Source organism: Bradyrhizobium sp., from assembly GCF_004799405.1.
Lineage (GTDB): Bacteria > Pseudomonadota > Alphaproteobacteria > Rhizobiales > Xanthobacteraceae > Bradyrhizobium.
This window is the reverse complement of sequence record NZ_SSMW01000095.1, coordinates 1-10925: the sequence shown is the minus strand read 5'-3', so window position 1 is coordinate 10925 and position 10925 is coordinate 1. Positions and strand designations below refer to the sequence as shown.

Genomic DNA, 10925 nt, shown 5'->3' with positions numbered 1-10925 from the left:
CGCAGGGCGAAATCACCGCCGTCGGCCCGGGTGGCCGCGACGAAGCCGGCAAGCTGATCCCGATCGACCTCAAGGTCGGCGACCGCGTGCTGTTCGGCAAATGGTCCGGCACCGAGGTCAAGCTCGATGGCCAGGAACTGCTGATCATGAAGGAGAGCGACATCATGGGCGTTCTCACCGATTTGCCCGCCGCCAAGAAGAAGGCCGCGTAAGCGCCTTTTCCCCAACCAATTTCAAGGAAGCAAAATATGTCAGCTAAAGAAGTCAAATTCGGCGTCGATGCCCGCGACCGCATGTTGCGCGGCGTCGAGATCCTCAACAATGCGGTGAAGGTTACGCTCGGCCCCAAGGGCCGCAACGTCGTGCTCGACAAGTCGTTCGGCGCACCCCGCATCACCAAGGACGGCGTCACCGTCGCCAAGGAAATCGAGCTTGAGGACAAGTTCGAGAACATGGGCGCCCAGATGGTGCGCGAAGTGGCCTCCAAGTCGGCGGATGCTGCCGGCGACGGCACCACCACCGCGACCGTGCTGGCCGCGGCGATCGTGAAGGAAGGCGCCAAGTCGGTTGCCGCCGGCATGAACCCGATGGATCTCAAGCGCGGTATCGACCTGGCGGTGGAAGCCGTGGTCGCCGACCTCGTCAAGAATTCCAAGAAGGTCACCTCGAACGAGGAAATCGCCCAGGTCGGCACCATCTCCGCCAACGGCGACGCCGAAATCGGCAAGTTCCTTGCCGACGCCATGAAGAAGGTCGGCAACGAGGGCGTCATCACGGTTGAAGAAGCCAAGTCGCTCGAGACCGAACTCGACGTCGTCGAAGGCATGCAGTTCGACCGCGGCTACATCTCGCCCTACTTCGTCACCAACGCCGACAAGATGCGCGTTGAAATGGACGATGCCTACATCCTGATCAACGAGAAGAAGCTCTCCAGCCTGAACGAACTGCTTCCGCTGCTGGAAGCCGTGGTGCAGACCGGCAAGCCGCTCGTCATCGTCGCGGAAGACGTCGAAGGCGAGGCTTTGGCCACGCTGGTCGTCAACCGTCTGCGCGGCGGCCTGAAGGTCGCAGCCGTCAAGGCTCCGGGCTTCGGCGATCGCCGCAAGGCGATGCTGCAGGACATCGCGGTACTGACCGGCGGTCAGGCGATTTCGGAAGATCTCGGCATCAAGCTCGAGAACGTCACGCTCGCCATGCTCGGTCGCGCCAAGAAGGTGATGATCGACAAGGAGAACACCACCATCGTCAACGGCGCCGGCAAGAAGGCCGACATCGAAGCACGCGTTGCGCAGATCAAGGCGCAGATCGAGGAAACCACCTCGGACTACGACCGTGAGAAGCTGCAGGAGCGTCTGGCCAAGCTCGCAGGCGGGGTCGCGGTGATCCGCGTCGGCGGCGCGACCGAGGTCGAAGTGAAGGAGCGCAAGGATCGCGTGGATGACGCGATGCATGCGACCCGTGCCGCGGTTGAAGAAGGCATCGTACCGGGCGGCGGCGTCGCCCTGCTGCGTGCCTCCGAGCAACTCAAGCGCATCAAGACTGCCAACGACGACCAGAAGACCGGCGTCGAGATCGTCCGCAAGGCGCTCTCCTGGCCGGCGCGCCAAATTGCGATCAACGCAGGCGAGGACGGTTCCGTCATCGTCGGCAAGATTCTGGAAAACGACTCGTATAATCACGGCTTCGATTCGCAGACCGGCACCTACGGCGACCTGGTCAAGAAGGGCATCATCGACCCGACCAAGGTCGTGCGTGCGGCGATCCAGAACGCGGCATCGGTTGCGGCTCTCCTGATCACCACCGAAGCCATGGTGGCCGAACTGCCGAAGAAGAACGCTGGCGGCGGTGGCGGCATGCCTCCGGGCGGCGGCGGCATGGGCGGCATGGATTTCTAAATCCATTCATTCGCTCAAGCGAATTCAACAATGCAAAACCCCGGCAGCAATGCCGGGGTTTTTGTTTCACTCAACCAGCGCCCGGCCGTCTTGCTGATACCGGCCTTTGCCGATTTCGAATATGAAGTGCGGCTGTGCTTGACGCCACCGATCTTGGTCATCGCGCCCTGCGAACGCCAAAAAGGCGATGGACTCCGCGAACGCTGAATGGCGCTCAATCTATTTTTTCCACCACGGCGAGCCGCTTGATTCCCTGATTGCGATAGGCGTTCAGGAACGCGTTGTAATCCCGGAACGACACGCAGCCGTTGGAATCGCCGCGGGTACCCAGCATGAAGGTATGCGCGAGCAGGCCGGACCGCCCGTAAATCGCATCCTCACCGCCGACGGGGTTCAGCCGCAGCGCCGGCACGCCGTGAAACAGCGACTCGCGCGGGGTCAGGTCATAGAGATGCGGCGGCGTCACGCCCCGCATCCTGATGCGCGCCGAATGCGGATCGTCAAGTGCGGAGCCGAGACCGGAATGCGCTTCCAGCTGGGTGCCGTCGGGCAGATAAACCGTGTGCGCGGCGATGTCGTAGACGGCGGTGGATTGATCGTAGCGCGGCGTATTGCCCGCCAGCGCCGGATTTGAGGTCGAACCGAGGCTGCCGGTGAGGCTGGCATCGGCTGACGCAAACGATAACAGCGAGGGCCCATGCTGCGGTTGCGGCTTGCCCCAGAGTTTTTCGACGATCGTTTGCTTCTCGTTGGACGCGATCGACATGACCGCTGCCTTGGCGCGCTGCGCCATATCCTTGAGCGAGGCGCCTGCGCCTTTCGCCGGTTTGACATCGGCCGGGCGTGCCGCCGGTGGTGGCGCTGCCGCGACCTGGCGATCCGGCGGCAGCGACGCGACGACTTGCAGCTTCGGAGTTTCAGATGACCTGGGAGATGACGCAGGGGATGACCTGGGCGCTTCCTGCGGCCTCGATGCGTCCGCCAGTTTGGGAGCATCAGGAGGCTTCGGGGTTTCGGCTACCCGGGACGGTGCGCCTTGCGGCGCTGCTGCTGCAAACCGGTCCTCGAACGAAAGCGAAGGGCCCGACGCAACGGTGGTCGGCGCGGAAATCATCGGCGCAGGCAGCGCGGCGAAAACGTTGTCGATAATTGTCGCCGGACTGCGCGCGGCAACCGCGGCGGGCCGCTTGACGACCGGTGAATCAAAATTGGAACTGCTCAGAGTCGGATAGACGCTGGCGCCGAGAACATTGGAATACACCGTCCACGCACAACCCAGCACAAGGAATCCGACGGCCGCGCTGGCGAACAGCGCGTGCGGGAAAGCTTTTTGGGATGAACGTTTGCGGTGATGTGCTGCGAAACCATAACACGCACTCGTACTGGTACTCATACGCCTTGCATCCAGAACCGTTCCACCTCGTTCCCCTTCCAGGCAGCGTCCGATGATCTGCGTGCGTACGGCACGATCGAACGCTGACTTGCGCACGATGTACCGCGGAGTCGAAAGTTCCGGGGAAGCATCTCGCAGAGGCGCGGAGCGTCATTAAGGCGACTTTTAGTTAAATGCGGATTAAGTGTGGGCGGATGTGAGGCATGCAGATCCAATCATGCATGGAACCTGGTTCCGCGCGTCCATCATGCTGAATAAAAGGTTTTTTTAGAAGGTTGACGCCGAATTTATCTAGGGCAGGAACGCCGCCGAGGCACCCTCTTATTACCGCCTCAGAAATGTCCGATTTTGGGACCGTGCCGATCATGCAAACGGGGATTATTTTATTGCAGTTCCGGCGGCGGGGAGCGGTCGAGCACATCGCCTTTCGGACTTTCAAGCAGATCGAGTTCGTAAGTTTCGATCGTCAGCGGTCCGCGCATGCGCTTTAGCTGGCCGACGTCCTCGACCCGCGTAAAAATTTCCTTCAGATGCGGCTGTCCACCGGGACGCACCTCATCGACAAACAACAGCTTGCCAGCCAGTTGCGCCGGATCCGGTTCCGGCATATCGACCCAGCGGAAACGCTCGCCCTGTTGCAGAACGCAGGTGCCTTTGGGCAAATAGAACGCAAGCCAGCTGGTCGTGCCGTAATCCGGCGCCAGCACGCAGGAAGCTTCAACGCGGGCGCGAACCGCTTCGATTCCGGCGGCAAGCTCGCGCCAGCCGACCCCGATGCTGCGCACGCTGGCGTCGCGTCGAAAGCCCAGCAGTGCGCCGGTGTCGGCCTGCACGACCAATAGCGCAAACATCAGAATGCCGACCGGCGACGCCCAGCGCCCGCAAAAATCCACGATACGCTGGCGGCGCGCGTCCCATTGCGCGATGTTGGCGGCGACCGCGGCTGCGATCGCGAACGCCGGATAAACCGGAGCAAACCAGTTGGCCTCGACGCGGGCGTGCAGCGAGTGCCACATGAAATAGATCACGATGGTCCAGAACGTCGCATTGATCAGCGCCCGCGCCGCAGAAGCGCCGGCATTGCGCTTGAGCAGTGCGTAGAGACCCATCGCGCCCAGGATGAACACCAGCGGCGTTGCGAAAGCGATCTGGGTCGGGATCAACTCGCCGATGAAGGCCGCGCTGAAATCCCCGATCCGGGCGCGGCCGATCTGCTTGACGAAGGAGATCCAATGGTGATCCCTGTTCCAGAGAATGACCGGTGAAAATATCGCAAGCGCAACAAACCCGCCGAGATACGACCATGGCGAGATCAGCCAGCGCCGCAGCTTGGGGACGCTCCCCAGCCAGATCAGGATCACCGGGCCGAAAAACAATGCGGTGTATTTCGACAACAACGCCGCGCCAACGGCAGCGCCGACCGCCAGCCACCACGCGCCGCGTCCGGTCTCCAGTACTTTGGCGAGATAAAACAGAACGAAACTGGAGGCCACCAGCAACGGCGCATCCGGCGTGACGATCAGGGTGCCGATCGCCGCCGTCAGCGTAATGTTCAAGAGGATCGTCGCGGTCGCCGCCACGCGCCGGCCGCCGAACAGGATCGCCGCGGTTCGATACACCGCCCAACTCATCGGCAGCGCCAGCAGGATCGACACCAGCCGCACGCCTAATTCCGTGTCGCCGGCAATCATGGTACCGAGTCGGATCACCACCGCGACGCCGGGCGGATGATCGTAATAGCCGCCGGCCAGGTGCTTCGACCATAGCCAGTAGTAGGCTTCGTCGAAGGTCAGCGGTGTCCAGGCGGCAGCCATCAGCCGCAGCGCCACCAGCGCCAAAATCGTGACGGCGGTATTGCGGACGAGCCGCGCCTCGCTCGGACTCACGTCGGACCCGGCTTTGGCAGCATCATTGCTTGCGCCAGACGAACAGCCCGGACATCGCGTAATTCCATACCACGCCCATCAGCGCGCCCGCAGCACCCGCCAGCCACCAGATTGGCTCCTGATCGTACACCGAGAAAGCCACGCCGACATTGGCGAACAGGCCGACGCTGCACACGAGGTAAAACAGCAAGAGGCCCCGCAAAATCGCAAATCCCCTCAGCCGTTGGTCGCGGTAGGTGAGGAAATTGTTCAGGATGAAATTGCTGGTCATGGCCAGCAGTGCGCCGCAGGCCTGCGATTCCGGGAATGGCAGATCGAATATTTCGAGGGCTGCGAACAATGTGGCGAGATGCACGAACAGCCCGGTCGAGCCCACCATCGCGAACAGCAAAAAACGCAACGACACCACATCGTGGGTCAGCTTCGCCAGCACGAGGCCGAGGAAATCCAGCGCCACCGTGGAATCGAGCTTGCTCTCGCCATGCAGCCGCGAACCGAAGCTGTAGGGAATTTCCTTGACCCTGAGATTGCCGCGCGCGGTGGCAACGATGTCGAGCAGTATCTTGAAGCCTTGCGTAGAAAGCTGCGGCGCCAGTTGCTCGAAGCGATCCCTGCGGATCGCGAAGAAGCCGCTCATGGGATCGGCGATCTTGACCCGCAGCACGCGCTTGGCCACTTCAGTGGCGAGCGCGCTGGCGCCCGCACGTTGCCTGTTGAAGCTGTCGGCGCTGCCGCCCTCGACATAGCGGCTGCCGACCACCAGGTCGGCCTCGCCACTTTGCAGCAGCGCCAGCATTTTCGGCAGTTGCGTCTCGTCGTGCTGCAGATCGGCATCGATCACAGCGGCGAACGGCGCGCTCGAAGCCAGAATGCCCTCGATGCAGGCGCCGGACAGGCCGCGCCGCCCAATCCGCCTGATGCAGCGGACGCGGGAATCCTCCTGCGCCAGCGCGCGCACCACATCCCAGGTGCCATCAGGAGAATTGTCGTCGACAAAGATCACTTCCCAGCCCACGCCGGTTAGCGCGGTTTCCAGCTGCCGATAAAGCCTGGTGACGTTGTCGCGCTCGTTGAAGGTCGGGACGATGACCGAAAGCTGAGGTAAACCAGCAGCCTGCGGTGGCTTTTCGGGAGCAGGTCTGGCGGCTTGATTCATGCCGCCAGCGTATATCTGCAGCGTCCCGACATGCCAAGCCGCAGTTCCCCGGTGGTGTCAGGAGGGTCAAAATGGGCCAAAAAGGCTCCAAAAATGCTAACGACCACGAACAGAGGGCGCGCGTACATCCGGCGCTGCCGAGCTATTCCGTGGTCGTACCAGCGCCGGAGCTTTTAAGCATCGACGTCGCCGTTGAATACAACATAGTGGCGATCGAGGCATTCCGCAAGTGGGGAACCCGAATTTCGGTGTTCAGCATGTATTTACACCCGTAAACTAGATTCCGGACAGGATGCAGCGCGCCGAAGGCTGACGCATGTTCAGGGAAAGCTCTCCGATCGCCTACAACGCTCCCGCGGACCTGAAAAAGTGGCCCTCGGTGAACAACAAGCGGCTAAACGGCAACACGCGGCCCTATTTCGTTTTCCATGGTACGCTTGCCGAATGCATCCGCGAGTTGATGGCCAAGCCCGTGAAGGCGATTTCGCTGTACGACATCTTCACCGAGCCTCAACCGGCATTCGACCAGACGGTATTGTCGCCGGCTGACGCTGCCGAGATCGCGATGCGCAAGGATTTTCCAGGGCGGGTCTGAGACCACGCGTCCGCATCTCCGCGTTCGCGCCGATCCCGCTACTTCGCCACAGACCGATGCTTGATGAATGTCGCCACGATGTCCTTTTGCGCCAAAGCGATGGCGTCGTTGGCGGTCGTCATGTGGGCGCCCGCATCGACATCTGGGAATTGCACGGTCAGGTAGTCCACCAGCGAAACCCGGAAATTCTGCCGCTCGGAAGGACACGCGCTCGCGATACGAAACGTGAATTCCTGATCCGACAGGCTTTTGTTGCCGGGGCGCGAATATTCCTGGGCGAGGCAATTCCAGTAGGAGTCGCGCCCGACCAGCGCTTGCCGATGGGCCTCGCCGATATCGTCGGCGATCACAGCCGACGCCGTCATCGCCAGTGCTGCCGCAATCGCCATCCGCATTCGGGAACTCCTTTTCTCCACATACTAGCTTGGGCGCCGATCCCGTGTAAGCCGACGCACGATCAACAAGAGTTCATCGACGCGCACCGGATGTCATTCGGCGGGCATATCGCTCATCCTTACAAACATTTCATGCGGTCCCGTCGTTGACCGCTCGGAGCCGCTACCTAGCTTGAAGGCAGGAGGAAGCCATGAAACAGTCCGATCATTTCCGCGAGAATGCTGAAAATTGTCAGCGGCTGGCGGAACGAGCGCCCGATCATCCCACCTATCTTCGATACAAGCGCATGGAAGATGCATGGCGCTCGCTGGCGGACGAACAGGATTGGCTCGACGGGGAAAAGGCGCCGGTCACTGTCGTAACCTGACTTGCCGCCATCGTCGGCGTCGTCACCGCCATGATCGCTGAAACATTGAAAAACGGCCAAATTGGCCACTTTCTTATCGTCCCGAGACATCGTCGAAGGTGCCGAACTGGTCAATCGCGGCCAATATGACTAGACTCGATGAACCTTCCTCTTCTGTGACGAGATAAGCCGGTGGGAAAAACCTCGCAAGTCTCCTCAAAAAAAGCCGGCAAGATCCATATCGGCATCGGCGGCTGGACCTTCGCGCCGTGGCGGGGGGTGTTCTATCCGGACGGACTGACCCAGGCAAAGGAGCTGGAATACGCGGCTTCCAAGCTGAGTTCGATCGAGATCAATGGCACCTATTACGGTTCGCAAAAGCCCGAGACGTTTCGTAAATGGGCGCGCGAGGTGCCCGACGGTTTCGTGTTCTCGGTCAAGGGGTCGCGCTTTACGACCAACCGCCGGGTGCTGGCCGAAGCCGGCGATTCCGTGAAGCGGTTTTACGACCAGGGCGTGCTGGAACTCGGCGACCGGCTCGGCCCGGTGCTGTGGCAATTCGCGCCGACCAAGAAATTCGACGAAGCCGACTTCGGCAAGTTTCTCGAACTGCTGCCGCGCCAGCTCGAAGGACGCGCGCTGCGTCACGTGGTCGAGGTGCGGCACGACAGTTTTTGTGTGCCCGGTTTCACCGCGCTGCTGCGACAATTCGAAACGCCGGTGGTATTCGCCGAGCACGGCAAGTACCCCGCGATATCGGATGTGGTCGGCGATTTCGTCTACGCGCGGCTGCAGAAAGGCAATGACGAGATCAAGACCTGCTATCCGCCGAAAGAACTCGATGCCTGGGCGAAACGGCTGCAGACGTGGGCCGGTGGCGGCGAGCCGGACGACCTGCCGCTGGTCGATCCCGCCCACGCAAAGATAACTCCGCGCGACGTGTTCGCCTATGTGATCCACGAAGGCAAGGTGCGCGCCCCGGCAGGCGCGATGGAATTGATCGAACGCGTGAAATGATCGGGGCGTGCGATGGCCAAGGCCAAGAAACTCTTCACCATCGGCTATGAACAGACCCCTCCCAAATCGGTGCTCGACGAACTCGAGCAGGCCGGCGTGAAACTTTTGGTCGACGTGCGCGCCGTCGCTTCCTCGCGCCGGCCCGGCTTTTCGAAGAACCAGCTTGCGGCCGGACTCGACGAGCGCGGGATTTCCTACCTGCACCTGCGCGGGCTCGGCACGCCAAAGAGCGGCCGCGAGGCCGCGCGCAGCGGCAAGTTCGAACTGTTGCACCGGATCTATGCGGCGCACCTCAAGACCGCGCAAGCCAGGGAGGAACTCGACGAACTGTCGCAGCTCATCAAGAAATCAGGGCCGGTCTGCATCCTCTGCTACGAGCGCGATCACCTGCATTGCCATCGGCAGTGGATCGCGGAGATCATCGGCGAGCGCGACGGCGTCAAGGTCGCGAACCTGCTCGCCCCGCAGGTCTAAAGGCGCATCACCCCCCGGCGGCGTGTCCCTATCCAAGGCGCCATCGAGACGCTCGACCACCTGCCGCGGCGTCCGCACCCGCGCCGCCGCCGTGAAGCTTCGAAAATCGACGAACATCACGGCGACATGGCGGATGTCGCCGGCCGCGCCGAGACGCATTGTCGATCCGGACCGGCGGAGCCCGGCTTTCACGCCGCCGTTATCCCGGCGGGTTCGCCGCTTCCCTCCGATCGCCGGCCGGTGGCCCTCGCCTGCTCAGACCATCCGATGCAAGGCGCAGAGCTTGTTGCCGTCAAGATCGCGCAAATAGGCCAGATAGAATTTGCCCGCAGGACTTTCGCGCACCCCCGGCGGATCCTCGCAGGTCTTGCCGCCATGGGCGATCCCGGTCGCGTGCCACGCGTCGGCTTGCGCGGCGGAATCGGCGGTAAAACCGATGGTGCCGCCGTTGGCCGGGGTCGCCGGCTTGCCATCGATCGGCAACGACACCGAGAAAGTCCCGGTTTTGGTTCTGTAGAAAACGCGATGACGATCTACCCTGCCCTCGGGAATGCCGAGCGTGCCGAGCAATGCGTCATAGAACGACTTGGCCTTTTCCAGATCGTTGGTCCCGATCATCACATGCGAAAACATCCTGCATCTCCTTTGCTGTTTTTCCGGAACAATGGCCCGGGTTAGCCGCCCTGCGATTTATCTCGATAGCTTCGCACGGAATATCATATGTCGAAAACAGCCACGGCGCGGATCGGAGAGGCCGTCCCGTCGCGCCACTTCATCGGCAGGCCGATGAAGGTGAACGGGCCGGCGCCCAGCAGGGCTTCCAGATTGCACAGGCTCTCGATGTGGGTGATGTCGAGGTCGAAACACGCTTTGTGAACCAGGAGGTTGACCTTGCCGTCCGGCCCCGGCCGCATCGAGTCGATGCCGAAATGCACAATCCCCTGTCTGGCCAGCCATTCGGTGGCCGCAACATTGACGCCGGAATTGTCGGTCGAATATTCCTTGCGCGGAAAGGTGCGCGCGTGATGACCGGTGCAGAGCAGGACGGTGCCGCCTTTCGGCACTGCCACCCCGGCTTTCTTCACCGCGGCCTCCAGGTCGGCGGGCGTGATCTCGGCGCGCGGCGCGACATGGCGCAGGTCGATGCAGATGCCCGGCACGATACATTTCTCAAGCGGGTATTCGCCCATCGACTGGCCCCGCCTGTCGAAGTGCCTGGGCGCGTCGATGTGGGTGCCGCCATGGTCGGCCATCGAGAGGAACATCGACGCAAGACCGTGCACGTTGCCGGAATCGACAAAGGACTCTTCGTGGGTCTTCCAGACGCCGTGGATGATCGGGGGATGGCCGGGATAGCTCGGGGTGCGGTGGTAGAGCTCACGGCTGAGATCGACGATCTTCACGATGGGTCCCCTCCTCCCGGGACGCGAATGCTGGCGGTTTTTCGGCCTGTCTGCAAGATATGCGTCCGCGATCCCGCGGCGCGATGCGCCCGGGTGGTGCATTTATGTTCTGGCCCAAAGGGCGCAGGGAATGCTGGGCGCCCAATGCGCCCGCAGCCTGGCAGGGCAGAAAAACAAGCCATGCCAGTAACAGTCACCACGGTCACACTGGAATCACCCGGCATTCCCCGCGCAATGGTTTTAACGGTTTCCTTCGTGCTCTCCCCGGTGACCGGGCTTTGTTGTCACCGTCGCCGGCGGATATTGCTTCCGCCAACTTGACACCAGCGTCGGGGTGTCAGGACCACACGACTTCGCCGTCCGC

Annotated in this window: 14 protein-coding genes; 7 read left to right on the top strand and 7 right to left on the bottom strand. The window is 62.0% G+C overall.

What is annotated here, in order from left to right:
* Both E7813_RS15520 and groL read left to right on the top strand, forming a co-directional pair.
* Positions 1-212: co-chaperone GroES (locus E7813_RS15520; RefSeq protein ID WP_291575325.1), on the top strand; the 212-nt coding region annotated here is incomplete at its 5' end.
* Between the two features lie 36 nt (positions 213-248).
* Positions 249-1895, top strand: a complete 1647-nt coding sequence (gene groL, locus E7813_RS15515; protein WP_291575324.1) for a chaperonin GroEL — start codon at positions 249-251, stop codon at positions 1893-1895.
* 14 nt (positions 1896-1909) lie between these two features.
* On the opposite strand, the gene E7813_RS15510 is transcribed toward groL, so the two are convergent.
* From E7813_RS15510 to E7813_RS15495, 4 genes are all read right to left on the bottom strand, one after another.
* The gene (locus tag E7813_RS15510; RefSeq protein WP_291575323.1) at positions 1910-2056 is read right to left on the bottom strand and encodes a hypothetical protein; all 147 of its coding nucleotides are present in this window, start codon (positions 2054-2056) and stop codon (positions 1910-1912) included.
* A 53-nt stretch (positions 2057-2109) separates the two neighbouring features.
* Positions 2110-3288 (bottom strand): tlde1 domain-containing protein, encoded by a 1179-nt coding sequence (locus E7813_RS15505; RefSeq protein ID WP_291575321.1) that lies wholly within the window; start codon positions 3286-3288, stop codon positions 2110-2112.
* Between the two features lie 383 nt (positions 3289-3671).
* A complete protein-coding gene (locus E7813_RS15500) occupies positions 3672-5174 on the bottom strand; it encodes a glycosyltransferase family 39 protein (RefSeq protein WP_291575319.1) in 1503 nt (500 codons plus the stop codon).
* A 22-nt stretch (positions 5175-5196) separates the two neighbouring features.
* Entirely contained in the window at positions 5197-6330 is a 1134-nt protein-coding gene (locus E7813_RS15495; protein WP_291575317.1) for a glycosyltransferase family 2 protein, read from the bottom strand.
* Between the two features lie 71 nt (positions 6331-6401).
* Between E7813_RS15495 and E7813_RS15490 the strand changes: the two genes are divergently transcribed.
* Positions 6402-6605: a hypothetical protein gene (locus E7813_RS15490; protein ID WP_291575315.1), complete on the top strand. Its 204-nt coding sequence runs from the start codon at positions 6402-6404 to the stop codon at positions 6603-6605.
* A 41-nt stretch (positions 6606-6646) separates the two neighbouring features.
* Positions 6647-6925, top strand: coding sequence for a hypothetical protein (locus E7813_RS15485; RefSeq protein WP_291575313.1), 279 nt, complete (start codon positions 6647-6649; stop codon positions 6923-6925).
* Between the two features lie 38 nt (positions 6926-6963).
* Here E7813_RS15485 and E7813_RS15480 read toward each other — a convergent pair whose 3' ends face one another.
* On the bottom strand, positions 6964-7320 hold the full coding sequence (locus E7813_RS15480) for a hypothetical protein (RefSeq protein ID WP_291575312.1): 357 nt from the start codon (positions 7318-7320) through the stop codon (positions 6964-6966).
* A 191-nt stretch (positions 7321-7511) separates the two neighbouring features.
* Here E7813_RS15480 and E7813_RS15475 point away from each other — a divergent pair, with 191 nt between their 5' ends.
* The 3 genes from E7813_RS15475 (at position 7512) to E7813_RS15465 (ending at position 9158) form a co-directional block, all read left to right on the top strand.
* On the top strand, positions 7512-7688 hold the full coding sequence (locus E7813_RS15475) for a hypothetical protein (RefSeq protein ID WP_291575311.1): 177 nt from the start codon (positions 7512-7514) through the stop codon (positions 7686-7688).
* A gap of 171 nt (positions 7689-7859) precedes the next feature.
* On the top strand, positions 7860-8684 hold the full coding sequence (locus E7813_RS15470) for a DUF72 domain-containing protein (RefSeq protein WP_291575310.1): 825 nt from the start codon (positions 7860-7862) through the stop codon (positions 8682-8684).
* Positions 8685-8696: 12 nt separating this feature from the next.
* Positions 8697-9158 (top strand): DUF488 domain-containing protein, encoded by a 462-nt coding sequence (locus E7813_RS15465; RefSeq protein WP_291575309.1) that lies wholly within the window; start codon positions 8697-8699, stop codon positions 9156-9158.
* A gap of 255 nt (positions 9159-9413) precedes the next feature.
* Here E7813_RS15465 and E7813_RS15460 read toward each other — a convergent pair whose 3' ends face one another.
* Both E7813_RS15460 and E7813_RS15455 read right to left on the bottom strand, forming a co-directional pair.
* Complete coding sequence (locus tag E7813_RS15460) at positions 9414-9791, bottom strand: VOC family protein (RefSeq protein ID WP_291575307.1); 378 nt, start codon at positions 9789-9791, stop codon at positions 9414-9416.
* An 83-nt stretch (positions 9792-9874) separates the two neighbouring features.
* Positions 9875-10561 carry a cyclase family protein gene (locus E7813_RS15455; RefSeq protein WP_291575305.1) on the bottom strand — a complete coding sequence of 229 codons (687 nt, stop codon included), beginning with the start codon at positions 10559-10561 and terminating at the stop codon, positions 9875-9877.
* Positions 10562-10925 lie beyond the last annotated feature (364 nt).

What these genes read in the sequence shown, in the direction of transcription:
- groL (WP_291575324.1), top strand. Translation starts at nt 249, where the DNA reads ATGTCAGCTAAAGAAGTCAAATTCGGCGTCGATGCCCGCGACCGCATG.
- E7813_RS15475 (WP_291575311.1), top strand. Translation starts at nt 7,512, where the DNA reads ATGAAACAGTCCGATCATTTCCGCGAGAATGCTGAAAATTGTCAGCGG.
- E7813_RS15495 (WP_291575317.1), bottom strand. Translation starts at nt 6,330, where the DNA reads ATGAATCAAGCCGCCAGACCTGCTCCCGAAAAGCCACCGCAGGCTGCT.
- E7813_RS15490 (WP_291575315.1), top strand. Translation starts at nt 6,402, where the DNA reads ATGGGCCAAAAAGGCTCCAAAAATGCTAACGACCACGAACAGAGGGCG.
- E7813_RS15465 (WP_291575309.1), top strand. Translation starts at nt 8,697, where the DNA reads ATGGCCAAGGCCAAGAAACTCTTCACCATCGGCTATGAACAGACCCCT.
- E7813_RS15480 (WP_291575312.1), bottom strand. Translation starts at nt 7,320, where the DNA reads ATGCGGATGGCGATTGCGGCAGCACTGGCGATGACGGCGTCGGCTGTG.
- E7813_RS15485 (WP_291575313.1), top strand. Translation starts at nt 6,647, where the DNA reads ATGTTCAGGGAAAGCTCTCCGATCGCCTACAACGCTCCCGCGGACCTG.
- E7813_RS15505 (WP_291575321.1), bottom strand. Translation starts at nt 3,288, where the DNA reads ATGAGTACCAGTACGAGTGCGTGTTATGGTTTCGCAGCACATCACCGC.
- E7813_RS15460 (WP_291575307.1), bottom strand. Translation starts at nt 9,791, where the DNA reads ATGTTTTCGCATGTGATGATCGGGACCAACGATCTGGAAAAGGCCAAG.
- E7813_RS15510 (WP_291575323.1), bottom strand. Translation starts at nt 2,056, where the DNA reads ATGACCAAGATCGGTGGCGTCAAGCACAGCCGCACTTCATATTCGAAA.